At 65.8% G+C, this 25,377-nt stretch carries 22 protein-coding genes; 14 read left to right on the forward strand and 8 right to left on the reverse strand.

Translation table 11 applies throughout. From position 1 onward, the window contains the following. Positions 1-2 precede the first annotated feature (2 nt). From STHERM_RS09615 to tpx, 7 genes are all read left to right on the forward strand, one after another. Positions 3-1,943 carry an ABC-F family ATP-binding cassette domain-containing protein gene (locus STHERM_RS09615; RefSeq protein ID WP_013314699.1) on the forward strand — a complete coding sequence of 647 codons (1,941 nt, stop codon included), beginning with the start codon at positions 3-5 and terminating at the stop codon, positions 1,941-1,943. A gap of 46 nt (positions 1,944-1,989) precedes the next feature. After that, positions 1,990-2,760 (forward strand): exodeoxyribonuclease III, encoded by a 771-nt coding sequence (locus STHERM_RS09620; protein WP_013314700.1) that lies wholly within the window; start codon positions 1,990-1,992, stop codon positions 2,758-2,760. A gap of 43 nt (positions 2,761-2,803) precedes the next feature. Then, positions 2,804-3,367, forward strand: a complete 564-nt coding sequence (locus tag STHERM_RS09625; protein WP_013314701.1) for a rhomboid family intramembrane serine protease — start codon at positions 2,804-2,806, stop codon at positions 3,365-3,367. Positions 3,368-3,380: 13 nt separating this feature from the next. Then, positions 3,381-4,454 (forward strand): peptide chain release factor 1, encoded by a 1,074-nt coding sequence (prfA, locus tag STHERM_RS09630; protein WP_013314702.1) that lies wholly within the window; start codon positions 3,381-3,383, stop codon positions 4,452-4,454. Position 4,455: 1 nt separating this feature from the next. Further along, positions 4,456-5,304 (forward strand): peptide chain release factor N(5)-glutamine methyltransferase, encoded by an 849-nt coding sequence (gene prmC, locus STHERM_RS09635; protein ID WP_013314703.1) that lies wholly within the window; start codon positions 4,456-4,458, stop codon positions 5,302-5,304. Continuing rightward, positions 5,301-7,289 carry a RelA/SpoT family protein gene (locus STHERM_RS09640; RefSeq protein WP_013314704.1) on the forward strand — a complete coding sequence of 663 codons (1,989 nt, stop codon included), beginning with the start codon at positions 5,301-5,303 and terminating at the stop codon, positions 7,287-7,289. Before prmC ends, STHERM_RS09640 begins: the two co-directional genes overlap by 4 nt. Before the next feature lie 73 nt (positions 7,290-7,362). Next, the gene (tpx, locus tag STHERM_RS09645) at positions 7,363-7,860 is read left to right on the forward strand and encodes a thiol peroxidase (protein ID WP_013314705.1); all 498 of its coding nucleotides are present in this window, start codon (positions 7,363-7,365) and stop codon (positions 7,858-7,860) included. A gap of 9 nt (positions 7,861-7,869) precedes the next feature. Here tpx and STHERM_RS09650 read toward each other — a convergent pair whose 3' ends face one another. Genes STHERM_RS09650 through STHERM_RS09675 form a run of 6 tightly spaced genes read right to left on the reverse strand, consistent with a single transcriptional unit; the run spans position 7,870 to position 14,626 of the window. Beyond that, complete coding sequence (locus STHERM_RS09650; RefSeq protein WP_013314706.1) at positions 7,870-9,099, reverse strand: ABC transporter permease; 1,230 nt, start codon at positions 9,097-9,099, stop codon at positions 7,870-7,872. Between the two features lies 1 nt (position 9,100). Further along, positions 9,101-10,321 (reverse strand): ABC transporter permease, encoded by a 1,221-nt coding sequence (locus STHERM_RS09655; RefSeq protein WP_013314707.1) that lies wholly within the window; start codon positions 10,319-10,321, stop codon positions 9,101-9,103. Beyond that, positions 10,308-11,099: an ABC transporter ATP-binding protein gene (locus STHERM_RS09660; protein ID WP_013314708.1), complete on the reverse strand. Its 792-nt coding sequence runs from the start codon at positions 11,097-11,099 to the stop codon at positions 10,308-10,310. The genes STHERM_RS09655 and STHERM_RS09660 overlap by 14 nt, the downstream gene beginning before the upstream one ends. Further along, positions 11,096-12,361, reverse strand: a complete 1,266-nt coding sequence (locus STHERM_RS09665; RefSeq protein ID WP_013314709.1) for an efflux RND transporter periplasmic adaptor subunit — start codon at positions 12,359-12,361, stop codon at positions 11,096-11,098. Before STHERM_RS09665 ends, STHERM_RS09660 begins: the two co-directional genes overlap by 4 nt. 40 nt (positions 12,362-12,401) lie before the next feature. Then, the gene (locus tag STHERM_RS09670; protein ID WP_041623563.1) at positions 12,402-13,865 is read right to left on the reverse strand and encodes a TolC family protein; all 1,464 of its coding nucleotides are present in this window, start codon (positions 13,863-13,865) and stop codon (positions 12,402-12,404) included. Further along, entirely contained in the window at positions 13,862-14,626 is a 765-nt protein-coding gene (locus STHERM_RS09675; RefSeq protein ID WP_013314711.1) for a YIP1 family protein, read from the reverse strand. Before STHERM_RS09675 ends, STHERM_RS09670 begins: the two co-directional genes overlap by 4 nt. Before the next feature lie 167 nt (positions 14,627-14,793). Between STHERM_RS09675 and STHERM_RS09680 the strand changes: the two genes are divergently transcribed. The 7 genes from STHERM_RS09680 (at position 14,794) to STHERM_RS09710 (ending at position 23,953) form a co-directional block, all read left to right on the forward strand. Beyond that, a complete protein-coding gene (locus tag STHERM_RS09680) occupies positions 14,794-16,776 on the forward strand; it encodes a PAS domain S-box protein (RefSeq protein WP_237223271.1) in 1,983 nt (660 codons plus the stop codon). 81 nt (positions 16,777-16,857) lie between these two features. Then, entirely contained in the window at positions 16,858-17,997 is a 1,140-nt protein-coding gene (locus tag STHERM_RS09685) for a sensor histidine kinase (RefSeq protein ID WP_013314713.1), read from the forward strand. Further along, positions 17,994-18,458, forward strand: a complete 465-nt coding sequence (gene trmL / locus STHERM_RS09690) for a tRNA (uridine(34)/cytosine(34)/5-carboxymethylaminomethyluridine(34)-2'-O)-methyltransferase TrmL (protein WP_013314714.1) — start codon at positions 17,994-17,996, stop codon at positions 18,456-18,458. The genes STHERM_RS09685 and trmL overlap by 4 nt, the downstream gene beginning before the upstream one ends. A 37-nt stretch (positions 18,459-18,495) precedes the next feature. Further along, the gene (gene proC, locus STHERM_RS09695) at positions 18,496-19,293 is read left to right on the forward strand and encodes a pyrroline-5-carboxylate reductase (protein WP_013314715.1); all 798 of its coding nucleotides are present in this window, start codon (positions 18,496-18,498) and stop codon (positions 19,291-19,293) included. A 61-nt stretch (positions 19,294-19,354) separates the two neighbouring features. Next, the gene (gene serS / locus STHERM_RS09700) at positions 19,355-20,632 is read left to right on the forward strand and encodes a serine--tRNA ligase (protein WP_013314716.1); all 1,278 of its coding nucleotides are present in this window, start codon (positions 19,355-19,357) and stop codon (positions 20,630-20,632) included. Between the two features lie 25 nt (positions 20,633-20,657). Further along, the gene (locus tag STHERM_RS09705) at positions 20,658-21,803 is read left to right on the forward strand and encodes an N-acetylneuraminate synthase family protein (protein WP_013314717.1); all 1,146 of its coding nucleotides are present in this window, start codon (positions 20,658-20,660) and stop codon (positions 21,801-21,803) included. Between the two features lie 65 nt (positions 21,804-21,868). Next, complete coding sequence (locus tag STHERM_RS09710; protein ID WP_041623565.1) at positions 21,869-23,953, forward strand: histidine kinase dimerization/phosphoacceptor domain -containing protein; 2,085 nt, start codon at positions 21,869-21,871, stop codon at positions 23,951-23,953. On the opposite strand, the gene STHERM_RS09715 is transcribed toward STHERM_RS09710, so the two are convergent. Together STHERM_RS09715 and STHERM_RS09720 are read right to left on the reverse strand one after the other, a co-directional pair. After that, entirely contained in the window at positions 23,943-24,767 is an 825-nt protein-coding gene (locus STHERM_RS09715) for a Cof-type HAD-IIB family hydrolase (RefSeq protein ID WP_041623567.1), read from the reverse strand. The genes STHERM_RS09710 and STHERM_RS09715 overlap by 11 nt on opposite strands. Before the next feature lies 1 nt (position 24,768). Beyond that, positions 24,769-25,296 carry a nitroreductase family protein gene (locus tag STHERM_RS09720; protein ID WP_041623569.1) on the reverse strand — a complete coding sequence of 176 codons (528 nt, stop codon included), beginning with the start codon at positions 25,294-25,296 and terminating at the stop codon, positions 24,769-24,771. Positions 25,297-25,377 lie beyond the last annotated feature (81 nt).

The raw sequence follows: 25,377 nt of genomic DNA on the forward strand, positions 1-25,377 counted from the left end.
TCATGCCGGGCGTGGTGCTCGAGGGCGTGGGGGCACGCGTCGGAGAACGTGTGCTCTTCACGGATCTCTCCTGGACGGTACAGGAAGGGGTGCGGGCTGCGGTGGTGGGTCCCAACGGGAGCGGCAAGTCCACCCTCCTCAGGATCATGGCGGGCCTGCGCGAACCCGACGAGGGTCGGGTCGTCTACTCGGGCGGGGCCCGGGTGGGGTACCTGCCCCAGTGGGGCATCACCACCCCGGACGGCACGGTCTGGGAGGAGGCGGAGCGGGCCTTTGATCGCTTCCGCGAGATGGAGAGGAGGGTCCACGCCCTGGGGGAGGAGGCGGCACGGGTCGATGGGCCGCAAGCCCTCAGGATCGCGGAGGAGATGGCCTCCCTCCAGGAGGCGATCCTCTTCTCAGGTTACTACGAGCGGGAGGGAGAGATCCACCGGGTGCTCAAGGGGCTGGGCTTCGACGAGGCCGACTTCTCCAGGCCCTGCGGCACCTTCTCGGGCGGCTGGCAGATGCGCATCGCCCTCGCCCGACTCCTCCTCGAGCGGCCCCACGTCCTCCTCCTCGACGAGCCCACCAACTACCTCGATCTTGAGGCCCGGATCTGGCTCCGTTCCTTCCTCAAGGGCTGGGAGGGAGCCGTGGTGACCGTCTCCCACGACCGCGACTTCCTCGACGCGCTCATCGACGAGGTGGTGGAGATCTTCGCAGGCGGGGTGAAGCGGTACCGGGGTACCTACTCGCGCTACGAGGCACAGCGCACACAGGAGATCGCCCGGCTCATCAAGGCCTACGAGGCACAGCAGAAGGAACGGGAACGCCTCCAGGCCTTCATCGACCGGTTCAGGGCCAACGCCAACAGGGCCTCCCAGGTCCAGGCCCGGATCCTCCGGCTCGAGAAGATGGAAGAGGTGGCGCTTCCCCCTCACCTGGTCCCGGTACACGTCCGCTTCCCCTCTGCGCCGCCCTCGAGCAGGGTGCTGGTCCAGACCGAAGGCCTCGGCAAGGCCTACGGATCCCGCCAGGTCCTGAGAGAGGTGCGGCTGGAGGTGAGCCGGGAGGAACGGGTAGTGATCGCAGGGCCGAACGGTGCGGGGAAGACCACGCTCCTGCGCATCCTCGCGGGCGAGGATCTGGCCTACACCGGCACCCTCCGCTACGGCACCGGCGTGGTCCCCGGCTACTTCGCGCAGGACGTGGCGGAACGCCTCTCGGGACCGCAGACCGTGCTGGAGGAAGCCCTCCGGGTTGCGGCGGGGAAGGAGCAGGAGGCACGGGACGTGTTGGGGGCCTTCCTCTTCCGGGGGGAGGAGGTGGACAAACCCCTTGCGGTCCTCAGCGGCGGTGAGCGGTCGCGCCTCGCCCTCGCGCGCCTCTTCTTCTCCGGCGCGAACCTCCTCATCCTGGACGAACCCACCAACCACCTCGATCTCCACACCAAGGACGCCCTCTGCGATGCCCTCTCCTCCTTCGAAGGCGGCATCGTCTTCGTCTCTCACGATGCGCACTTCAACCGCACCCTCGCCACCAGGGTCCTCTACCTCCACGAGGGCACCCTCCGGGAGTTCCCGGGACCCTACGACGAGTTCCTCCGCTGGTGGGAGGAGACCCTCATTCCCTCCCGAAGGGACACCCCCCATCCCTCCCCGCCGAGTCGTACCGAGAGCGAGGCCCAGAGACGGCGGACGGAGCGAAAGGCCCTCCAACGGAGACTCCGCCAGTGCGAACGGGAAGAGGAGGAGCTCCTCCTCCGTCTGGAGGCCATCGAAGAAGATCTCGCCCGGATCCACCGGGAGATGGCCCGACCCGAGGTCTACACCGACGGGGAGCGAACCCGCACCCTCAAGGAACGCCTCGCCACCCTCGAGGAGGAGCAGATCCGCCTCCAAGGCCGCTGGGAAGAGGTGGCCCACGAGATCGAGGCACTCAAGAGGGATCTCGAGAATTGAGCCGGTTTCGCTTGCCCATCCCGGGCCTTTCCTCTAGTATAAGGACATGATATCGGTCTACTCATGGAACGTGAACGGCATCCGCGCCGCGGCGAAGAAAGGCCTCCTCGAATGGATCGAGAAGGAGCGTCCAGAGATCCTCTGTCTCCAGGAGACGAAGGCCCGGAAAGATCAGCTCCCCTCTGAGCTCGCCCGGCCCGACGGCTATCACACCTACTGGGCCGAGGCCGACAAACCCGGCTACAGCGGGGTGGCCCTCTTCACCCTCCACGAGCCTGCGAGCGTGGAACCGCTGGGCGTGGACGAGTTCGACCGGGAAGGGCGTACCCTCATCGCCGACTTCAGGAGCTTCGTGCTCTTCGACTGCTACTTCCCCAACAGCCAGGAGGCGGGAGCCCGTCTCGACTACAAGCTCGCCTACTGCAACGCGGTGAAGGAGCGGGCCGATGCCTACGTGGCGGCGGGGCGGCACGTACTCATAAGCGGCGACTTCAACATCGCCCACACCCCCCTCGACCTCGCGCGTCCCGAGGCCAACGAGAAGAACCCCGGCTATCTCCCCGAGGAACGGGAGTGGATGACGTACTTCCTCTCCTCGGGCTATGTGGACACCTTCCGCATGTTCACCAAGGAGGGCGGACACTACACGTGGTGGACGTACCGCTTCAAGGCCAGGGAGAAGGACATAGGGTGGCGCATCGACTACCACTGCGTGGACGAGAGGTTCAAGGACAAGGTGAAGGAATCGGTCATCCTCAAGGACGTGATGGGTTCCGACCACTGTCCCGTCAAGATCACCCTCGACGTGGCGGTGTGAGCCGGGCTTTTCTTTTTGGCCCTCCCGTGATACGTTTATACACATGAAGATCCGCTACAATGCCCCGGTGGTGCTCACGTTTGGTCTCTTGTCCACGGTCATCCTCATGCTCGACCTCTACGCCGGCACCAACCTCACCCTTCGCCTCTTCTCGGTGCCGGGAAGGAGCGCCTTCGAACCCTCGTCCCTCGTGCACTGGCTGCGCCTCTTCACCCATGTACTGGGACACGCCTCATGGGCCCACCTCCTGGGCAATGTGGCGCTCATACTGCTCCTCGGCCCCATGCTCGAGGAGAAGTACGGGAGCGGGAGGCTCCTCGGGATGATCCTCGTCACCGCCCTCGCGACCGGGATCGCCAACATCCTCCTGTTTCCCACAGGGCTCCTGGGCGCGAGCAGCGTGGTCTTCATGATGATCATCCTCTCCTCGTTCGCCAACAGGAGAGGCAACGAGATCCCCCTCACCTTCATCCTGGTGGTCATCATCTACCTGGGCCGGGAGATAAGCGCAGCCTTCCAGCAGAACAACGTGAGCGAGTTCGCCCACCTCATAGGCGGCCTGTGCGGAAGCGTCTTCGGCTTCCTGCGCACCAAGGGTAGATCGTGATCCGGAGCACCCCATGATACCCGAACGACGTATCGAGGAACTTATCACGCGCTTCAAGGAGCTCGAGGAGGCCCTCGCCGACCCTTCGATTTTCAACGACCAGAAACGGTACCGCGAGCTCGCCCAGGAACACGCCCACCTCTCCCAGGTGGTCCGCACGGCCGAGGAGTACCGCAGGCTCGAGGCGAGGCTCGAAGAGGCGAAGACCGTACTCGAGGAAGAGGACGATCACGAACTCAAGGAGATGGCCCGCGAGGAGATAAAGGCCCTCGAAGACCAGATCCTCCACACCGAGCAGCGGCTCAAGCTCCTCCTCGTCCCCCCCGATCCCCTCGACGGCAAGAACATCATCCTGGAGATCAGGGCCGGCACGGGAGGCGAGGAAGCCGCCCTCTTCGCCGCCGATCTCTACCGCATGTACGCACGCTACGCCGAGCGCAAAGGCTGGAAGATGGAGATCATGGAAGCGAGCGAGACCGAGCTCGGCGGGTTCAGGGAGCTCGTGTGTGCCATAAGTGGGAAAGAGGTCTACGGCCACCTCAGGTTCGAGAGCGGTGGACACAGGGTGCAGCGGATACCAGTGACCGAGTCGGGAGGCCGCATCCACACCTCGGCGGTCACGGTGGCCGTGCTCCCCGAGCCCGAGGAGACAGAGGTGGAGATACGGCCCGAGGACATCCGGGTGGACGTCTTCCGCTCTTCGGGCCCGGGCGGGCAGAGCGTGAACACCACTGACTCAGCGGTCCGCATCACCCATCTTCCCACCGGGCTCGTCGTCACCTGTCAGGACGAGAAGTCGCAGCACAAGAACAAGGCCAAGGCCCTCAAGATCCTCAGGGCCCGACTCTACGAAATGGAGAAGCAGAGACAGGAGTCCGAACGCGCCGCCATGAGGCGGAGTCAGATAGGGAGCGGCGACCGCTCGGAACGGATCCGGACCTACAACTTCCCCCAGAACAGGGTCACCGATCATCGCATCAACCTCACCCTCTACAAGCTCGAAGCCGTGATGGACGGCGATCTCGACGAGATCATCGACGCCCTCAGGCTCGCGGTCCAGGAAGAAGCCCTCAGCACCATGACCTAGTATGTCCACCTACCGTGAACTCCTCACCGAGGCCACCCGCACCCTCACCCGTGCCGGCATCCCCACCCCCTTCTTGGATGCCCTCCTCATCCTCTCCCAGGCCTCCGGGCTCTCCAAGGAGGCCCTCCTCGCCTCCTACCCCGAGCCCGTACCCCCCGAGACCGGCCGCACCTTCGAGTCCCTCCTCGCCCGCCGCCTCGCAGGCGAACCAGTCTCCTACATCCGGGGCCTCAAAGAGTTCTACGGACTCACCTTCCACGTGGACCGCCGCGTCCTCGTCCCCCGCCCCGACACCGAGGTCCTGGTGGACGCCGCCCTCACCCTCATCCGCCGCGACCCCGCCATCACCCACATCCACGACGCCTGCACCGGCACCGGCTGCATCCTCATCGCCATCCTCGCCCACACCCCCCGCCCCCTCACCGCCTCGGCCTCCGACGTGAGCGAGGAAGCACTCGACGTCTTCAGGGAGAACGCCTCCCGCCTCCTCGGCACCGTCCCCCCCCACCACCGATCCGACCTCCTCTCCTCCGTCCCCGGCCGCTTCCACCTCATCACCGCCAACCCCCCCTACCTCACCGAGGAGGAAGTCGCCGTCATGAAGGCCTCGGGCTGGCCCGAACCGGCCCTCGCCCTCGCCTCGGGCCCCGACGGGCTCTCCCACATCCGTCGTCTCATCCCCCAGGCACTGGATCATCTCGTTCCCGGTGGGTATCTTATATGTGAGCATCACGACGCCCAAGCCGACGCCGTGGCCGAGCTCTACCGGGAGGCCGGATACACCCACGTCCGGCACCTCCCCGACCTTGCAGGAAGGAGGCGCGCGACCCTCGCGCGGAAACCCCTATGAGCCCTGCGCTTCTCATCGACCGGACGCTCACCCCCTCGCTCGGCCGCTACACTGACGAGGAGAAGGCCCGCGTACAGGAGGCCGCGAGGTGGGCCGCCCAGCTCCACGAAGGGCAGCTGCGGGCGAGCGGCGAGCCCTACATCAGCCATCCCCTCGAGGTGGCCCGCATCCTCGCCGACCTCGGCATGGACACCGGCACCCTCATCGCCGCCCTCCTGCACGACACCATAGAGGATACCGGCACCACCAGGGACGAGATCGCCTCACGCTTCGGAGAGGAAGTGGCCCTCCTCGTGGAGGGCGTGACCAAGATCTCCTCCCTCAGGGCGCGCAACCGCAAGATCCAGGCCGCCGAGAGCATACGCAAGATGCTCCTCGCCATGGCGAAAGACATCCGCGTCATCCTCATCAAGCTGGCCGACAAGCTCCACAACATGCGCACCCTGCAGTACCTCCCGCCCGCAAAGCAGAAAGCCATCGCCACCGAATGCCTCGAGATCTATGCCCCCCTCGCCGAGCGCCTCGGCATGTCCTCGCTCAAGGACGAGCTGGAAGACCTGGCCCTCAAGCACCTCCAGCCCGAGGTGTACGCAGAGATCGAGCACTACGTGAACGAACGGATCGAAGCCCGCACCGCTCTCCTCGAGGAGATCGCTCTGAACACGAAGAAGGCGGCTGAACGGGAGGGGATCGCGGTGGAGATCCAGATGAGGCGGAAACACCTCTACTCCATCTACCAGAAGATGAAACGCAAGGCCCGTCCGCTCGAAGAGATCTACGATGTACTGGGCATCCGCCTCCTCTGCAACACCGAGACCGAGTGTTACACCCTCCTCGGCATCGTCCATCGCCTCTACAAGCCCCTCGAGGGCCGCTTCAAGGACTACATCGCCATGCCCAAGGCCAACCGCTACCAGAGCCTCCACACCACGGTCATGGTCCCCGGAGGCACACTGGTGGAAGTCCAGATCCGCACCCACCAGATGCACCGTACCGCCGAGTACGGTATCGCGGCCCACTGGCTCTACAAGGAGGGCATCACCCCCCACCGGGTCGACGTGGGCGAGCTCTCCATCATCAACCGTCTCAGGGAGTGGAGTTCCCTCAAGGCCACCTCCGGTCAGTTCCTCGAAGAGATAAAACAGGAGATCCTCCGCGACTCCATCTACGTCTTCACCCCCAAAGGGGACGTGATAGAACTCCCCAAGGGCGCCACACCCATCGACTTCGCCTACCACATCCACACCGACATAGGCGATCACCTGGCGGGAGCCAAGGCGAACGGCATCATCATCCCCATCACCGCCGAACTCCAGAACACCCAGGTGGTCGAGATCATCACCTCACCCCATGCGCATCCACACATCGGCTGGTTGCGCGCCGTGAAAACCGCACGGGCGAGGTCCAAGATCAGGGCCTGGATCAACCGCCACGACACCACCTACCTCGTCGAGAAGAACGTGGTGGTGAAGAAACCGTCCGAACCCTCCCCGCCCCCCTCCCCGCCTCGCGCACGCCCCGGAGAGGCACTCAGGGAGGAGAAGAAGATCGGCATACGGGTAGGCACCGAGCGCAACCTCCTCGTACGCTTCGCCCGCTGCTGCCACCCCGTGACGGGTGACGACATCGTAGGCTACGTCTCCAGGGGAAGGGGGATCATCATCCACCGCCGGGACTGCCCCAACCTCTCGAACATCGAGGACTTCGCGAGGAGGCAGATAGAGGTGGAGTGGGAGAGTGTCTCGCCGCGCACCACCTGGCACGTGCGGGTCCGTTCCCGACACACCGGCGACCTCTTCTCTGAGGTGGAAGGGGCCATCCGCAAGCTCGGGGGCCACCTCATCGAGGGCAAGATCACCGAACAACGCCTCGACGAACTGGACGCCTATTTCACCCTCGAGATCGACCGCAAGGAACAGGTCCGCCGGGTACTCAAGGCAATCCGCGCCATCCCCTCGGTGAAGAGCGTGAGCCTTGTCGAGTGAAGCATCGGAGAGGGTGTTGCCTTTTCTTATTTATTTAGTAATATTTTAAGGATCATACGATACAGGAGGCGACATGGCCACCGTGACACTGAAAGGCGAACCCATCCACACCGTAGGGGAACTCCCGGCTCCCGGGCAGAAGGCTCCGGACTTCCTCCTCACCACCGTCAACCTCACGGACGTCACCCTCGCAGACTTTCGGGGGAAGAAGAAGATCCTCAACATCGTCCCCAGTCTCGACACCGGGGTGTGCGCCACCTCGGCCAAGCGCTTCAACGAAAAGGTACGAGGCCGGGCCGATCTGGTGGTCCTCACGATAAGCTGCGACCTTCCCTTCGCCCAGGACCGCTTCTGCAAGGCCGAGGGGATCGACAACGTGATCACCCTCTCCCAGCTCCGCAACAAGGAGTTCGGCAAGGCCTACGGTGTGGAGATCGCCGACGGGCCGCTCGCAGGCCTCCTCGCCCGCGCCGTGGTGGTCCTCAACGAGCACGACACCGTGGTCTACACAGAACTCGTTCCAGAAATTACGCGAGAACCCAACTACGACGAGGCCCTCAGACACGTGTAGGTACGGGCTTCACTCGTACCGCAGGGCCTCGTGCGGCATGAGGGAGCCTGCCTTGCCGGCCGGGTAGACCCCGGAGAGCATCCCGGTGGCGAGGGCGAGGAAAAAGGCGAAGAAGACCACCTTGAGGTCGATGAGCACAGGCCAGCCCGCCCACTCTCCCACGAGATAGGCGACCAGGTAGGAGACGCCGATCCCCAAAAGGCCTCCGCCTCCGCAGACGAGGAGGGACTCGAGCAGGAACTGGACGACCACGTGCCGCCGCTTGGCCCCGATGGCCTTTCGGATCCCTATCTCCCTGGTGCGCTCCTTCACCGAGACGAGCATCACGTTCATGATCCCTATGGCCGCTACGAGGAGGGCGATCCCCGCGAGGATCGCCACCGCAGTGGTGATGGTGCCGATCACCTGGTCGATCATCTGGATCTGCGTCTTCATGTCGACCACCATGAACTTGTGGAGCCCGTCCGCGGTCCGACCGTGCCGCTTCTCCAGGATCTCGAGGATCTCCCGCTTGGCCTCCAGCACCCGCTCGAGGCTCACCGCCTTGCAGAATACCACCTCGTAGTCCTGTGTCCGCCGTGAGAAGATGCGTTCGAAGGCGTACACCGGGAGGATGACCGAGTTGTTGAAGGTCTCGTCCGGATCCGAGAGGCTCACGCCGTAGGTCTTTTCCTTGCGGGCGAGCACCCCCACCACCCGCACCGGCTCTCCCGCGATCCTCACATACTCTCCCACCGCGTTCCCTCCGGGAAACAGCTCCTCGGCCACGAGCGAGCCCACGATGGCGACCTTCTCCTTGGTCCTCACCTCCTCTTCGGTGATGAGCCTCCCCTCGGCGAGGCTGAACTCCCAGAAGTTGATGAAGCTCAGGGTGGTGCCGGTGACCGTGAGCTGCTTCTCCGCGTACCTCGTCTCGAGGACGGTGCGTAGCTGCACCACCGGTGTCACGTCGCGTATGAACCGGCCGTAACGCTCCAGATCGGCCACATCCTCGGGGGTGAGGAACTCCACCCGGAAGCTTCCCCCCTCCGACCTGGCGGCCCAGTTGGGCTGCACGATGAGGGTGTCGGGTCCCATCCCCTGGAATTCCTCCATGATGATGGCCTTTCCGCCTTCACCCGCCGCCATCACCACGATCACGGCCGACAGCCCCACCACCACCCCCAGGAGGATGAGGATCGTCCGCGAAGGATGCGCCCAGAGCGACTGCAGGGCTTCCACCAGGAGGAGCCGTCCCATGTTACACCTCGTACCTGAGGGCCTCGACGGGCATGAGCCGCGAGGCGAGATAGGCAGGATAGAGCCCGAACGCCATCCCCAGGACCAGGGCTCCCATGATGGTGAGCACCACCACGCCTGCAGAGAGCATGAACTGCCACGAGAGGGCCGCACACACCGCAAGGGCGATGAGCACCCCCAGGAGCAGGCCGGTGCCGCCGCCCAGGAGACAGAGGACCACGGCCTCCACCAGGAACTGGAGGAGGATGTCCCTCCGCTTCGCACCCACGGCCATGCGGACACCGATCTCCCTCGTACGTTCGGTGACGGCCACGAGCATGATGTTCATGATCCCCAGCCCCCCCACGAGGAGGGACACGGCAGCGATCACCGTGACGATGAGGGAGACGATGGAGAGGATCCGGTCCACCATCTCCACGTAGGTGGAGAGCCGCTCCACGCGGAACCGCGGTTCGTCCCGGAGGAACCCGTAACGGATCCTCAAGTGCTCGTCCACCAGGCGGGCCGCTCGCTCGGCCGCCTCGGGGGTGTCGAAGTCGAGGAGGTAGACCCAGTACCGCCCCGGAATCCCGGGCCAGACCACCCCCTCGAGCAGGGTATGGGGCACGAACACCGAGAGATTGCCGCTCCCGTCCGAGAGGAACTCGGTCTGGGGGTTCCGCTCCACGGTCACCCCCACCACTGTGTAGAGCGAGCCGCCCACCTGGATGCGCTGCCCCACCGCAGGCTCATCCTCGAAGAGACGCAGGGCGAGCTCGGGGCCGATCACGCACACCCGCTGCCCGGTCTCCACCTCCTCGTGGGTGAAGCCCCTCCCATCGGCGATCCCTATGGAGAAGAGGTCGAAGTGGTGCTCGCTCACACCCACCACGCCGGTGACCTCCCGCCTTCCCCTGAAGGCCACCTCCATGGTGGCGCCGACGATGAGCGGCTCCCCCCTGCGGAATCCCGGGAGGCTCCGGAAGTAGAAAACATCCCGCTCGTCGAGGAACCGCCTCGACTCGCCCGCCACATAGGCCCGCCAGTTCACCTGGGCCCACACGAGCGTGGTGCCGTACTTCCCCACCACCTCGCCTATGGAGGAGCGGAAGGCGAGTCCCACGATGGAGATCGCGATGAGGGCCGCCACCCCTATGTTGATGGCGAGCATGGTGAAGAACGAACGGATCTTGTTCTCCTTTATGACATCGCCCGCCTGGAGCAGGGCCTCACGGAGGTCCATGGGTCCCCCCATGCTTCTCGATGGCGGAGGAGAGCTCCTCTTCGTCGAGGTTCGCCACGCGAGCGAGCTCCTCCTCAGCGACCTTGCGCCGCTGGACGCGCTCGTCGCCCCGGATGAGGCCGTCCCTGAGGTACACGATGCGCTCGGCGTGGAGCGCGATATCCATCTCGTGGGTGACCATGAGGATGGTGGCCCCCTCCCTGTGGAGCTGCTGGAAGAGGGCCATGATGGAGAGCCCGGTGCGCGAGTCGAGGTTCCCCGTGGGCTCATCGGCGAGGATGATGGCCGGCTCCACCACGAGGGCCCGCGCAATGGCCACCCGCTGACGCTGGCCGCCCGAGAGCTCGTTGGGGCGATGGTGCATGCGGTCAGCGAGATCCACGCGGGCGAGGGCCTCCTCGGCCCGCCTGCGCCGCTCCCGCTCGGGGATGCCGGCGTATACCAGAGGGAGCTCCACGTTCTTGAGCGCCGTCATCCGGGGAAGGAGGTTGAAGGTCTGGAACACGAACCCCACCTTCCTTCCCCTCACGTCGGCGAGCTGGTCGTCCGTGAGGGTGGAGACATCCTCCCCTTCAAGGTAGTAGGTCCCCGAGGTAGGCCTGTCGAGACAACCCACGATGTTCATGAGCGTGGACTTGCCCGACCCGCTCGCCCCCATGATGGCCACGAACTCGTTGCGCCGGACGGTGAGCCATATGCCCCTGAGGGCCTGCACCTCCACTTCGCCCATGGTGTACGTCTTGGTGACGCCCTCGAGGCGGATGACCTCGTCCATCATCCCTCTCCCTCTTCGCCGTCCTTCACCTTCACCTTCACGCGCATCCCCTCCTCGAGGTCCCTGCGTCTCCCCGGAACCACGAGGTCGCCCTCCGAGAGCCCCTCACGCACCTCCACCTTGCCCGGCAAGAGGCTCCCCACCTTCACCTCCGTCCTCCTCACCACGAACCCTTCTTCGTCCTCCTCCACCCGCCAGACGTAGGCCGCGTCCTTCTCGATCCAGTAGGCGTCGAGCGGGACGACGGGTGAAGTCCGGCGGTCTCCTTCTATGAAGACCGAGCAGCTCGCCCCTATCCACACACCCTCCCGCTCATCCAGACGGATCCGCACCCGCGCCATCCGCCCTTCGCCAGTCTGCTCCAACACGGGCGAGATCCACACCACCTCGCCTTCGAGCTCCCTGTCGGGGGCCACGTCGGCCTCTACCCTCACCCGCGCCCCCTCCCGCACCTTGGGGAGGTCCACCTCGTCCACCTGGGCCACCACCTCGAGCTGGGAATCGTCGTGCAGCTGCGCCACCGGCGTGCCGGCCGCCACCACCGCCCCCCGCTTCACGAGCACCCGTGAGACCACGCCCGTGATCCCGGCCCGCACCACGTACCGCTCCACCTGCTCCCTCGCCGCCGCCAGCTGAGCTTCGGCCTGCCGCACCTCAGGCGAGGAGGCCACCACCAGGTCCACCGGCGGGAGCACCTCCGGGACAGGGGCATCGGGCTCACGCCCCTCCCTGAGGTTGAGCTGCTGCCTCGCCGCGGCGAGCTGCTCCCCCGCTCGCGCCACCTGGTCCTCGGCCTGGCGGAGCTCCTCGTCACTCGCGGATCCTATCCCGTGCAGTTCCCTCACCCGCTCGAGGTTCTTCCGTGCCTCCTCGAGCGCGGTCGAGGCATCGCGATAGGCGATCCTCAGGTTCACCACCTCGCGCCGCACCGCCAGCTCGGCCGCAGCCCTCTGGGCCTCGGCCTGGAGGAGGGCGCCCTCCACCTCCGAGGTATCGAGCCGCACCAGGATCTCCCCCTTACGCACCCTCTCGCCCTCCTCCACCAACACGTCCTTCACCACACCCGACGCCTGGGCCACCACCTGCATCTCCTCCTTCGCCCGGATCTCCCCCCGGGCGGCCACCTCGTCCACCACCGCTTCCAGCCGTACGCGCACTGCCTCGACCTCGGGGAGGCCTCCTCCACGCCGCATCCGCGCGATGTTCACCCCGATGAGGGCCACGAGGAGCACCACGAGAACTCCCACCACGATGTGTCGTTTCATCTCTCCTCCTCATCTCATCACGTGATCGGTTGCACACATCCTACCGCCGGGCCTCGCCACGGCCCGTGAATCCGCTCCGCACCAGGTCCACCAGGTCGTACCCGGCCAGCGACCAGACCTCGAGCACCGCGAGGTTGTAGTCCACGGTGTGCTGAAAGGCCTCGAGCAGGGCCCTATCGAGGGCCAGCTTCTTCTCCTGTACCGCGTGCACCGTGGTGCGGCCTGCCTCGAGGTCGCGCTCCGCCACCTCCAACTCCATCCGGGCCGCCTCCACGAGCATGGCATCCACCTCCCGCTGGCGTTCGTATCTGGCGATCTTCCCCAGCAGGGAGGCGGCCCGCATACGCACCCCCGCCTGGACGGTCGCACACTCGGCCTCGGCCCGGCGGGCCCGTGCCTCCGCGGCCTCGATCCTGCCCGCCGCCGCCCCTCCATCGGCGAGCCTGAGGGAAAGCGAGACCGACCCCTGGAGCCCGGTGGTGTACTCATCCTCGTCCAGGCTCCGTGAGTGCGAGGCACCGAGACTCACCTCGATCGAAGGGGCGGCATCCCTCCGCACGAGCACCACCCCGGCCCGCTCGAGCCCCGCAGCCACGGATGCCCTCCGCACCTCGGGGGATCGGGCCACCACCTCCTCGACCGTGAGCCCGGGGGCGGGGAAGGGGGCGAGCTCTCCCTCCCCGGGGAACGCCGTGAGACCATAGGCCTCCTGCACGTACGAGGCGAACTCCCGGTAGACGGCCTCGGCCTCCTCGAAGGCGAGCTTCTCGCGCTCGGCCTCTGCCCTGCTCTGGAGGAGGGCCGTACGGGTCCACAGCCCGAGGGCCGACTCCCGCTCGATCCGCTCGGCCCGAGCCACCGTCGCCTTCATCCGTTCTTCGGCCAGCTGCCGCTGGTAGGCGAGCACGAGGAGGTGGAAGTAGTCTTCGGCCGCAGCACGTACGAGCTCGTTGCGGGCCGAGAGCGAGGAGAGGGCCGCTTCCTCCTCTCGGAGCCTGAGCTGATCCTGCACCGCCCTGAAGACCCCGGTCACGAGGGGCTGGGAGAGGGAAAGACCCGCGGTGAACGAGAGGGAACGGGCAGGCTCGATCGAATAGCCGGGGAGCGAAGCCGCGGCCTCGGGCTCCACCTCCCCCACGTCACTGTAAGAGGAGCTCCCCTGAAGCGAGCCTGCGAGCGTCCCACCCGTGGGGAGGAGCTGGGAAGCCGTGAGTCCCACCCCTGGCACCACCGAAACCCGGTGACGAACATCCACCGGACCCAGTTCCTCCATCTCGGAGTGTGCCACCACCTCGTCCTGCACCTCGAGCGGCACCGAAAGCCCCACGCCGGGCAGGAGCGAGGCCCGCTGCTCCCTCAAGGCCGCTTCCCGGGCCGCCTGCGCAGCCTCGAGTGCCTCACCCTGGGACGAAGCGAGGGCGGCCTCGAGAAAGGACCGGAACCCGTCCGCCCGGACAGCCCCCGGGAGGAGCAGGAGCAGGAGAAAGGGAACCCCTCTCCTCATACCGCGCCCGGCACGAACAACACCGGCACCACCGAGAAGGCCACGAAGACCACGTAGAAGAGCACCGTCACGAGCACGGCCTTTCTCCGGGGCACTCCCACACTTGAGACGAGTCCTGCGTAGAGGAGCACCAGGTAGAGGATGGAAAAGATGTCCGTGGCCGCATTGACGAGGGCGTACCCCACGTGCCCCAGGTCGGAAGGCGTGAGGACCGCGGCCAGACTCAGTGGGGGCTGGAGGGCGTACCCGAGATCGAGCGAGGTGCGCACGTTCCGGAAAAGGGCATACGGATCGGCGCTCACCACCAGGATCTCCCTGATGAGGCTCCCCAGGAGGAGCACGGGATAGGCGAAGACCCCCACCGCATAGGCGTGCCTGAACCGAACCGCCACTCCCCCCACGCGCGCCCCCACCCAGACGAGGACCCCCACGAGGAGGAGCCCTACGACCACGCTGATTCCGCTCCCCACCACGCTCGAGACGATGGACCACGTGCGTATCCCCGGGGAGGAGAGCTGCTGCTCCATCTGCGAGACCTGGGCCTCGGAAAGCTCCTGACCCATGGCCTCGAGGGTCTGCACCTGCATCCTCACCAGGGCCTCCTGGTAGGCGGGGTGCGTCATCACCGGCACCAGGAGCGCCGTGATCACCATGGCGAGGAGGGCACACATCAGGGTGGGCATCCCCACCTTTGTCCCGACCGAGACGTCCTTGAATCCGTTGAAGGGATCGAAGAGCACCTGTTTCCACGTCTTCCACATGGTCCGCTCCTTTTGTGTTCTACCAAGCTATGACAGTATATCAAATCTACCACGGGAACGCCGTCCCGTCAAGGGATCGGCACTAGTCTCTTCCCGTTGGGTGATCCTGTCAACTTCCCTTGTCAGGGACCTCCAGGTGCACTATGCTTGTACTAAAGGAGGCCTCCGTGTCCTTCCTCCAGGAGGTGATCTTCAACCTCGCCCTCATCCTTGGCCTCACGGGGCTCTCCGAGCTCCTCGCCCGCCGCTGGCTTCCCCGACACCCCTCGGGGAAGGTCGTCCAGGGCCTCCTCTTCGGCGCCGTCACCCTGGTGGGCATGACCTTTCCCGCGCACCTCGCCCCCGGTGTCATCTTCGACGGCCGCTCGGTCCTCATCAGCCTCTGCGCCTTCCTCATGGGCCCCCTCTCCGGCGCCCTCGCCGCCGTGCCCGCCGCGGTCTATCGAGTCATCCTCGGAGGGCCGGGAGCCCCCACCGGCGTGCTCGTCATCCTCTCCTCCTACCTCCTGGGCACACTGGGACGGGGTCTCGTCAGGAGGTACCACTTCCCCTACTCCCTCGCCTCCATAGGTATCCTGGCCCTGGCCGTGCACGTGGTGATGCTCCTCCTCATGTTCACCCTCCCGAAACCGCTCGTGTACCCCACCATCGGCGCCATCTGGGAGGCGGTGCTCCTCGCCTATCCGCTCGCGGAACTCGCAACGGGCGCCATCCTCCTCGACCACCTCCTGGTCCGAAAGTCCACACACGAGGCGAAGGCGGCACTCACCCTCCAGCTCACCACCCTCAAGAGCATAGGGGATGCGGTGATCGTCACCGATCCGGAGGGGAGGGTCCTCTTCCTCAACCCTGTGGCCGAACGTCTCACGGGCTGGTCCACCGGGGAGGCCGTGGGGAGACCCATCGACGAGGTCTTCGTCATCGTGAACGAGGAGACGGGCGAGGCCGCCCCGTCGCCCGTGAAGCGTGTGCTCGAAGAGGGAGTGGTGGTGGGGCTCGCCAACCACACCGTGCTCCTCTCCCGGGACGGCACCACCATCCCCATCGCCGACAGCGGGGCACCCATCCGCACCGAAGAGGGAACGATCCTGGGCGTGGTCCTGGTCTTCAAGGACCAGAGTGCGGAGCGTGCCTTCATCGCGGCGCTCACACAGAGCGAGGAGAGGCTCCGCCTGGTCTTCGACACCTTCCCCGAGGCCGTGGCCATCAACCGGGCGAGCGACGGACGCTACGTGGACGTGAACCAAGGTTTCACCTCCATCACCGGCTACACCCGGGAGGAGCTCATAGGGAAGTCCTCGCTCGAACTCTCCATATGGAAGGAGCCCGCGGACCGTGCCCGGCTCGTGGAGCAGCTCCAGAAGGAGGGCATCGTCCGCACCTTCCAGGCACCCTTCACCATGAAGGACGGGTCGGTACGCCAAGGCCTCATGTCCGCTGCGCTCATGGACCTGAACGGCGAGCCCCACATCCTCTCCATCACACGGGACATCACCCCTCTCAAGGAACTGGAGGAAGAGCTCGCCCGCCGCCTCAGGGAGCGTGAAGCCCTCCTCCGGGAACTCCAGCACCGCACGAAGAACCACCTCCAGATCATCGCCTCCTTCATCCACCTCTCCCTGGAGAAGGTGGAGGACCGCACCTTCCGGCGCATCCTCCACGACCTGGAGACCAGGGTGCGGACCATGGCCCTGCTCCACCAGAAGCTCTACGAGTCGGGGGATCCCTCCTGCCTCGACCTGGATGCCTTCTTCAAGGAGCTCCTCCCCCTGCTCTCCGGGATCCTCCCCCGCCAGGTGAAGCTCGACTACTCCGGGGAGTCGGTTTCCGTACTCCTCGACACGGCCGTACCCCTGGGGCTCGCGGTCCACGAGCTCGTCCTCAACGCGGCCACACACGCCTTCGGCCCGGAGGGCGGTACCATCCGCATCACGCTCTCCAAGGAGGGGGAGGGGCTCCGCCTCACGGTGGCGGACTCCGGCAAGGGGCCCCCCGAAGGGTTCTCCCCATCCATGGAGGGGGGACTCGGCCTCATCACGGTCCACGAGCTCATTCGGAACCAGCTCCGAGGATCCATCGACTGGCACGGCCCCCCCGGCCTCACCTGGGAGATCCACGTGCCCAGGGAGATCTACCACCCCCGTATCTAGCCCATCCCCTGCCGGTTCTCCCTCTGATATTTCCGTGGACGAACGGGTGGTCTCCCGCTATAATGGGGCCGGAGGCATACGGTGAAGATCCTTCTCGTGGACGACGAAGAGGTGTTCGTGCGGCTCGTGGAGACCATGCTGGAGGGACAACCGGACACCCTCCTCTGGGCGCCCGATACGGAAGCGGCGCGTCGCATCCTCGAGGAAGAACGCATCGACGTGGCGCTCATCGACATCGTGCTGGGCGAGGAGGACGGCCTGGCCCTCCTCCCGGTTCTCAAGGAACGCCACCCCCTCACCATCCCCGTGGTGGTGAGCGGTCATGCGAGCATGGAGTCGGCCATCCGCGCCCTTCAGGAGGGGGCCTACGACTACCTTCCCAAACCCATAAGCAGGCCCGAACTCCTCAACCTGCTGTCCCGATGCAGGGAGAAGCTCTTCCTCCAGGAGGAACGCGAGCGCGCGACGAGAGTGCTCCTCCAGATGCAGAAACTCGAGGCCGTGGGTCGGGTGACGTCCACCATCGCCCACGACTTCAACAACGTCCTCACCGCGATCATAGGGAACACCGAGCTCCTCCTCGAGAGTCTCAGGGAGCACGGGACCCCCCAGGACGTCGAGGACGCCCAGGAGATCCTCGCAGCCGCACGACGGGGGAAGGACCTCACCCGGCACATTCTGGCCTTCTCGAGCCGGAGTATGGTGATAGAGGGCGCCACACTCGTGGATCAGGCCCTCTCCTCCCGGGAGGAGATGTGGCGGAGGCTCCTCGCGCCCGAGGCCGAGCTCGTCCTCTCCCTCTCGGCGCCGGACGTGGCCGTGGGCATGAGCCCCTCGCATATTGAGCACATCGTCACCAACCTCCTGCTCAACGCCAAGGAGGCGGTGGCCGAGGCGGGCCGGGGCAAGGACCGGGTGATACTCTCCACCGCCGTGGTGGGGGGTGCCCTCCCCGAGCATCTCACCCCCCTCCTTCCCGTGGGAACCCCCTACGTGAGGATCGGGGTGGAAGACCACGGCGTGGGGATGGACGAGGAGACCCTCGCACGTGCGCCGGAACCCTTCTTCACCACTAGGAAGGCGAGGCAGGCCTCGGGCACCGGGCTCTCGGTGGTCTTCCACCTGGTCAAGGGGGCCCAGGGCGTGGTGGACATCGCCTCGACGCCGGGGGAAGGCACCCGGGTCGATGTCTACCTGCCCGTGAAACACGAGGCCTCATGAGCATCCACGTGGTGCTCCACGAGCCCGAGATCCCCCAGAACACAGGGAACATCGCCCGCACCTGCGCGGCCACGGGGGCGATCCTCCACCTCATAGAGCCGCTCGGGTTCTCGCTCGAGGACCGCTACCTCCGCCGGGCAGGGCTCGACTACTGGCCCATGGTGGATCTGCGAGTCCATTCCTCGTGGGAGGCCTTCCTGGAGGAGGAACGACCTTCTTCGCTCTTCCTCCTCTCCACGAGGGGGACGAGGCCCTACCACGTCTGCGAGTTTCCGGACGAGACGTACCTCGTCTTCGGCAAGGAGACGGCGGGGCTGCCCGCCCGCATCCTCGAGGCCTTCCCCGACCGGGTGGTCAGGATCCCCATGCGCGAAGGGGCGCGGTCATTGAATCTTTCGAACGCCGTTGCTATCCTTGTGTACGCGGCCCTCAGGGGTCAGGGGTTTCCCGGCCTCGTATGACGCAGGCGGGAACCTTCATGTCGCACGAGGAGGCACCATGGAGATACGGACCGTGGGGTGTGTGGGCTTCGGCGTGATGGGCGAGACACTCGTGAAGGGGATACGGAGGGCCTTCCCGGAGGTACGGCTCATGGTGGTGGAGAAGGTGGGGGAACGGGTGCAGAGGGCATGCGAGGAGTACGGCGCAGAGGATACGACGGCGACCCCCGCGCGGGTCTTCACCGAGGCGGACCTCGTGATCCTGGCCGTGAAGCCCCAGGATCGGGAGGCACTGAAGGGGATGGCTCCGGATGCCACCCGGGCCGCGATCTTCTCGATCATCGCAGGCACGCCCATACGTTTCTTCGAGGAGACCTTCGGGACCCGGGAGATCGTGCGGGTCATGCCCAACATCGCGGCCATGGTCCAGAAGGCCCCCATGGGGATGAGTTTCCACCCCCTCGCATCCGAGGGGACCCGCACACAGGCCCTCGCCGTGGCGCGCGCGGTGGGCACGCCGTTCGAGATACCTGAACGTCTCATGCCGGCCTTCACCGGGCTCTCGGGATCGGGGATCGCCTACGTGCTCTCGTTCCTCCACGGCATGGCCCTGGCCGGGACCATGACGGGCATTCCGTACACCGAGTCGCTCCGGATCGTGGAGGCCCTGGTGGAAGGCACGGTGGCCCTCCGGAGGGAGACGGATCGGCACCCCGAGGAGATGCTCACCTGGGTGACCTCGCCCGCGGGGACCACCATCCAGGGCGTGCACACACTCGAACGAGGGGGGTTCAAGGCCCTTCTCATGGATGCGGTGAAGCGGGCGGCCGACCGGGCCCAGGAGTTCGAGGGCTAGACCGCTTCGTGCTCTTCGACCGCGTCGAAGGAACGTCATCTCACAGGGAAAGGAGCGGACGATGCTTGATCTCAGGTTCGTGAAGGAACACGTGGAGCTGGTGAAGGAGAACGTGAGGAACAGGTTCATGGAGGTGGATGTGGAGGGGGTGGTGGCCCTCTACGACAGGCGCAACGACCTCAAGGCACGGGTGGACGAACTGAGGGCGCGGCGCAACGAGCACGCCCGCCTCATGAAGAGCGCCTCGCCCGACGAGCGGCCTGCCCGGGTGGAGGAGGGACGGCGTCTCAAGGAGGAGATCGCCCGGCTCGAGGAGGAGCTCGCCGCGGTGGAGGAGGAACTCCGCCGGGAGGCGCTCCGCATACCCAACCTGAGCCACCCCGAGGCCCCGGTGGGCAAGGAGGAGAAAGACAACCTGGAGATCCGACGGTGGGGCAAGGTCCCCTCGTTCGACTTCGAACCGAGGGATCACCTCGAGCTCGGACGTCTGCTCGACATCGTGGACTTCGATCGGGCCGCAAAGGTGAGCGGGGCGAAGTTCTACTACCTCAAGAACGAGGGTGCACTCCTCGAGCTGGCCCTGGTACGCTACGCCCTCGACGTGCTCAGGGAGAAGGGTTTCGACCTCTTCACCACACCCGACCTCGCGAGGGAATCCATCGTGGAGGGGATAGGGTTCCAGCCGAGGGGAGCCGAGAGCAACATCTACACCGTGGAGGAGACCGACCTCTGCCTGGTGGGGACGGCGGAGATCACCCTGGGAGGGATGTACGCGGACGAGATCATCCCGGGGGAGACGCTCCCCTTGAGGTTCGCGGGGGTCTCCCACTGCTTCAGAAAGGAGGCGGGGGCCGCCGGACAGTACTCCAAGGGACTCTATCGGGTGCACCAGTTCACCAAGGTGGAGATGTTCGTGTACTGCAGGCCAGAGGAATCCGAGGGGATACACCGGGAGCTGCTCGCGATCGAGGAGGAGATCCACGCGGGTCTCGGGATACCCTACCGGGTGGTGGATACGTGCACCGGCGACCTCGGTGCGCCGGCCTACCGTAAGTTCGACCTCGAGGCCTGGATGCCGGGCCGGGAGGGATGGGGTGAGATCACGAGCACGTCCAACTGCACCGACTACCAGGCCCGTAGGCTCGGGGTGCGGTTCAAGGAGGCCGAGGGCGGGAAACCCAGGTTCGTGCACATGCTCAATGGGACGGCACTCGCCGTGCCGAGGGTAATCATCGCGATCCTGGAGAACTTCCAGGAGCGGGACGGATCGGTGCGCATCCCGGAGGCGCTCGTGCCCTATACCGGTTTCAACGTGATACGTCCGAAGGCAGGGGGCTAAAGGCGGCCCCCGGGGAGAGGAGGCCATGGACGAGCGACACCACGGGACGATCATCGTGGCCGAGGTGGGCACGGGTCACCACGGGCAGATGGGGAAGGCGGAGGAGCTCATCGAGGCGGCACGGGAGGCGGGCGCCGACTGGGTGAAGACGCAGGTGGTGTGGGCGGACGAGATCCTCCACCCGCGATGCGGGGTGGTACCGTTGCCGGGCGGTCCCGTGCCGCTCTACGAGCGGTTCCGGGGCCTCGAGGTACCGGAGGAGTTCTACGAGTGGTTCGCCGCACGGGTGCTCGAGGCAGGGATGCGGCCGCTCTTCTCGGTGTTCGGGATGCGGAGCGCGGCCCTCATGGGGAGGCTTCTCGCCGTCTTCGGCGGGGAGATCCCTGCGGTGAAGATCGCCTCGCCCGAGCTCGTGTACGTGCAGCTCCTCGATGCGGTCCGGCGTCTTGGGATGCCGGTGGTGCTTTCGTCTGGGGTGTCCCTGTTGGGCGACATCGAGACGGCGCTCGGGGTGCTGCGCGGGGAGGGCTGGATGGTGCCGGGGTGGGGGCGTGTGGAGGGCGACGGGAAGGGGGTGCCGGTGACGTTGCTCCACTGCGTGACGGCATATCCTGCGCCCGAGGAGGACTACAACCTCCGGGTCCTGCCCTTGCTCGCAGGGCTCTTCGGCGTGTCGGTGGGTGTCTCGGACCACAGCAGGGACCCGGAACTGATACCGGCGACGGCGGCGGCGTTGGGCGCGCGGATGATCGAGAAGCACCTGTGCCTCTCCCACGAGGGGGGAGGGCTCGACGATCCGGTGGCGCTCGAGCCTGACGAGTTCGCGCGGATGGTGCGGGCGGTGCGGGCGGTGGAGCAGGAGGGGGGGGAGGGGCTCAGGGTGGTGCGCGAGGCGTACGGGGCGCGCGTGGAGGGGGTGCTGGGGAGCGGGGCGAAGCGGCTCGCGCCGGCGGAGCGCGGCAACTACGGCAGGTCGAACCGGTCGATCCACGTGCGCCGCACCGTGGAGGCGGGGAGCGTGCTGCGGGAGGAGGACCTCGTGGTGGTACGGACCGAGCGCGTGCTGCGGCCCGGACTGCCGCCGGTGTTCCTGCCGGTGGTGGTGGGCAGACGTGTGGCGCGTGACGTGGAGGAGGGAGAGGGGCTGCGGTGGGAGGATCTCCTCCCCTGATGCGGCGATCGAGGCTTCCGTTCTTTCCTTTTCCGGGTTATAGTGGAAACAAAGGAGGCCTTTCCATGCGGTTCCGGACACTGCCTCTCGTCTTCCTCGTGGTCTTCGGCGTCGGGATATCCTCCCTCCAGGCCGAACCGAACATCCTCTTCATCCATTCCTATGATCCGAGCTACCAGTGGACCATGGACATCGACCGGGGGGTGAGGGAGGAGCTCTCCTCCCGGCATCCCGAGGTGACCCTCTACACCGAGTTCTACGACACCAAGCATTTCGCACCGGAGGATCTCGAGCAGCCTTTCCTCTCGTACCTCCTCTCCAAGTATGCAGGGGTCAGGTTTTCCGCGGTCCTCGCCTCCGACGACAACGCCCTCAGGTTCGTGCTCTCCCACAGGGCCGAGCTCTTTCCCTATCGACCCGACATCCCCGTACTCTTCTGCGGGATCAACGACGTGGAGTCCTACGATCTCGCCTCGCATCCCAACGTGGCCGGCGTGGCCGAACGCATAGACATCCGCGGCACCCTCGACCTCATGCTCCGTCTCCATCCCGACCTCTCGCTGGTAGCGGTCGTCGTCGACGGCACCATCACGGGAAGGATCAACAAGGAACTCTTTCTTCAGGCCATCCCTCCCTACGAGAACAGGCTCTCCTTCGTCATCCTGGAGAACCGCACCATGGAGGAACTCCTCGATGACGTGAGGGACCTCCCCGAACACAGCGCGCTCCTCTACCTCACCTTCGTCCGAGATCGGGAGGGAACCCACTTCACCCCGCTCCAGAGTCTCTCGCTCATCTCGGACGTCTCCTCTCGGCCCGTCTACACCTGCTGGGACTTCTTCATGGTGGGGGAGAAGGTGGTGGGCGGCATGGTGCAGCGCGGGGCGCTCCAGGGCAGGGAACTCGCCATCCTCCTCTCCCGACTCCTCGAGGGAGAGGATCCCGCCTCCCTGGGTGTGGTGGAGCGGCCGCTCGTGGCGCCCCTCTTCCGATTCGAGGCCCTGCAGATCTTCGGAATCCCCCTCGCCCTCCTGCCTCAGGATGCAGAGGTCGAGGGGCTCCCGGAATCCGTACAGTACCGGTTCCCGGGATTCTTCTGGAGCGCCATCCTCCTTGGAGCGATCCTCCTCTCCCTCCTCGGCCTCATCCTCTTCCTCTTCATACGCCAGCGTAGGACCGAACGTCTCTTCCGCTCCCTTTTCCAGTGCCTCCCCGACGGCGCCCTTCTCTACGATACCCATGGCAACATCCTGATCCACAACAGGGCCGCCGAGCGGATCTTCGGGCGATCCGAGCTCGACATCAAGAAACACGGCCTCCCGGGTCTCCTCGCTCTCTCCCGGAGTGAGGTCGCAGCACTCCTCTCCCGCCAACGGGAGGAGCCCCTTCACACGATGCAGCGGGACCTCGCCGGCGAGGACGGACCGAAATTCGTGGAGATCGTCTCGCTTCCCGTCTCCTTCCACGGAACCCCGGCGGTGCTCGCCATCGTACGGGACATGACCGACTGGCAGAAGACGCACCAGGAACTCGAACGTTCGATTAGAGAGAAGGAGATCCTCCTCAAGGAGGTGCACCACAGGGTGAAGAACAACCTCCAGATCATGCGGAGCCTGATCCAGCTTCAGAAGACCAAAGACCTCCCGCTCGAAGCCGTCCGTGAGCTCTCCCAGACCCAGAGCAGGCTCTCGGCCCTCGCAGCCCTCCACGAACTCCTCCACAGGGCCGACGGGTCCGAGCGCATCCGGGTGGACATCTACCTCTCCACCATCGCCTCGCAGATCGCCTCTTCCCTCATCGAAGGGCCTCTCCCCATCGAGTGGAAGATCTCGGCCGCGGGCATGGAACTCCCGCCCGACACCGTCATCCCCTTGGGGCTCATCCTCAACGAGCTCATCACCAACAGCATCAAGTACGCGGCTCCGGCGGGGGCGCCTCTCGTGATAGAGATCCTCCTCTCCGGGGAGGAACGCAGCTACACCCTCGTCTACACCGACCCGGGCCCGAGCTTCGACTTCGAGAGGCTCCTGGCGGAGAAGAACTCACTCGGCTTTCAACTCGTGAAGGAACTCGCCAGGCAGCTCCGCGGAGACATCACCTATCGCCACGAGGACGGAAAGAACGTCTTCACCCTCACGTTCAGGGCCTAGAGAGACATTCGGGGAAACACCGCTCGAAGACCTCCCTCAGTGCCCCCTCTCCTCCCGGGGCTCCGGTGACGACAGAGGCGACCTCCTTCACCTCCTGCCTCGCGTTCGCCACCGCCACTCCGGTCCCCGCCCACCGTACCATTTCCACATCGTTGCCGCTGTCCCCCATCGCCACCACCCGTGCCCGAGGCACCCCGTAGCGCTCGGCCACCCATGCGAGCGCCATCCCTTTGTCCACCTCGGGATGTACCACCTCGAGGTACTGGGGCTTGGAGAAGAAGAGGGAGAGCCTGTCGCCGAAGAGCCTGAGGGCCTCGGGGTAGTGTTCCTCGAGACGGATGGGATCGTCGTGGAGGAGCACCTTCGGAGGATCGAACGAAAGGAACCTGGAGAGCGGTCCCACCACACGGTAGGGGATACCCACATTCCGTGCGTAGCGTTCGGCCCGATCATCCTCGGAGGGGACATAGAAGTACTCCTCGTCATAGGTCTGGGCGAAGAGGCCGTGACGTTCCGCCCATTCCAGGAACCTGCAGGCATCGACGCGGGGGACGCGTCGGGAGAAGAGGACCGTACCCGTACCCGAGAGACCCACGAGGGCGCCGTTGAAGGCGATGAACGGAAGAGAGACATCCGGCCAGAACGCCTCCACCACCCGCCTCACAGAGGCGAACGGCCGGCCCGAGGCTACCACGGGGAGGATACCGCACCGCACGGCCCGCCGGAGGAGCCGGAGGTCCTCCTCGGGCAGTACGCCGTCACCCGAAAGGAGGGTGTCGTCGAGGTCACAGGCGAGAAGGAATTCCCAGCGCACCTCACCACCTGTCCCAGTGAACGTACTCTTCCCTGTAACGGGTCCGGGGTTCCTTCTCCTCCGCAGGATACCCCAAGGCGATACACGCCACAGGGACGATGTGGCCCGGGAGGGAGAAGACTTCCCGCAGGTAGTCCATCCGCTCCTTTCGAGGATACACCCCCAACCAGCAGGCACCGAGCCCCAGGCCCGAGGCTGCGAGCAGGAGATTCTCTATAGCCGCGGCGCAGTCCAGCACCAGATATCCCTCCATCCCGGCATGGGCTGCCTGCAGATCCCCGCACACCGCGATCCCGAGCGGGGCCTCGGCCAGGAACTTTCCATTGGGAAGGCCCTCGGAAACCTGCGTCCTCACCTCCTCGTCCCGCATCACGATGAAACGCCAGGGATCCTTCCCCACGGCCGAAGGGGCCGCCATGGCGGCCTTGAGGAGGAGCCGTATGGTCTCCGCCGGCACTTCTTCGGGGCGGTACCTCCGCACGCTCCTGCGGGAGAGTATCCAGTGGATCACATCATCTTTGGGTTCCATACGTTCATACTAGCAGCTTCGACAAGACGTGTCAGTACTCCTTGCGCACGCTCACATCCGCAGGTAGTATCGAGCACAGGA

The organism is Spirochaeta thermophila DSM 6192, from assembly GCF_000147075.1.
Lineage (GTDB): Bacteria > Spirochaetota > Spirochaetia > Winmispirales > Winmispiraceae > Winmispira > Winmispira thermophila_A.

What these genes read in the sequence shown, in the direction of transcription:
- STHERM_RS09615 (WP_013314699.1), top strand. Translation starts at nt 3, where the DNA reads ATGCCGGGCGTGGTGCTCGAGGGCGTGGGGGCACGCGTCGGAGAACGT.
- STHERM_RS09620 (WP_013314700.1), top strand. Translation starts at nt 1,990, where the DNA reads ATGATATCGGTCTACTCATGGAACGTGAACGGCATCCGCGCCGCGGCG.
- STHERM_RS09625 (WP_013314701.1), top strand. Translation starts at nt 2,804, where the DNA reads ATGAAGATCCGCTACAATGCCCCGGTGGTGCTCACGTTTGGTCTCTTG.
- prfA (WP_013314702.1), top strand. Translation starts at nt 3,381, where the DNA reads ATGATACCCGAACGACGTATCGAGGAACTTATCACGCGCTTCAAGGAG.
- prmC (WP_013314703.1), top strand. Translation starts at nt 4,456, where the DNA reads ATGTCCACCTACCGTGAACTCCTCACCGAGGCCACCCGCACCCTCACC.
- STHERM_RS09640 (WP_013314704.1), top strand. Translation starts at nt 5,301, where the DNA reads ATGAGCCCTGCGCTTCTCATCGACCGGACGCTCACCCCCTCGCTCGGC.
- tpx (WP_013314705.1), top strand. Translation starts at nt 7,363, where the DNA reads ATGGCCACCGTGACACTGAAAGGCGAACCCATCCACACCGTAGGGGAA.
- STHERM_RS09650 (WP_013314706.1), bottom strand. Translation starts at nt 9,099, where the DNA reads ATGGGACGGCTCCTCCTGGTGGAAGCCCTGCAGTCGCTCTGGGCGCAT.
- STHERM_RS09655 (WP_013314707.1), bottom strand. Translation starts at nt 10,321, where the DNA reads ATGGACCTCCGTGAGGCCCTGCTCCAGGCGGGCGATGTCATAAAGGAG.
- STHERM_RS09660 (WP_013314708.1), bottom strand. Translation starts at nt 11,099, where the DNA reads ATGATGGACGAGGTCATCCGCCTCGAGGGCGTCACCAAGACGTACACC.
- STHERM_RS09665 (WP_013314709.1), bottom strand. Translation starts at nt 12,361, where the DNA reads ATGAAACGACACATCGTGGTGGGAGTTCTCGTGGTGCTCCTCGTGGCC.
- STHERM_RS09670 (WP_041623563.1), bottom strand. Translation starts at nt 13,865, where the DNA reads ATGAGGAGAGGGGTTCCCTTTCTCCTGCTCCTGCTCCTCCCGGGGGCT.
- STHERM_RS09675 (WP_013314711.1), bottom strand. Translation starts at nt 14,626, where the DNA reads ATGTGGAAGACGTGGAAACAGGTGCTCTTCGATCCCTTCAACGGATTC.
- trmL (WP_013314714.1), top strand. Translation starts at nt 17,994, where the DNA reads ATGAGCATCCACGTGGTGCTCCACGAGCCCGAGATCCCCCAGAACACA.
- proC (WP_013314715.1), top strand. Translation starts at nt 18,496, where the DNA reads ATGGAGATACGGACCGTGGGGTGTGTGGGCTTCGGCGTGATGGGCGAG.
- serS (WP_013314716.1), top strand. Translation starts at nt 19,355, where the DNA reads ATGCTTGATCTCAGGTTCGTGAAGGAACACGTGGAGCTGGTGAAGGAG.
- STHERM_RS09705 (WP_013314717.1), top strand. Translation starts at nt 20,658, where the DNA reads ATGGACGAGCGACACCACGGGACGATCATCGTGGCCGAGGTGGGCACG.
- STHERM_RS09710 (WP_041623565.1), top strand. Translation starts at nt 21,869, where the DNA reads ATGCGGTTCCGGACACTGCCTCTCGTCTTCCTCGTGGTCTTCGGCGTC.
- STHERM_RS09720 (WP_041623569.1), bottom strand. Translation starts at nt 25,296, where the DNA reads ATGGAACCCAAAGATGATGTGATCCACTGGATACTCTCCCGCAGGAGC.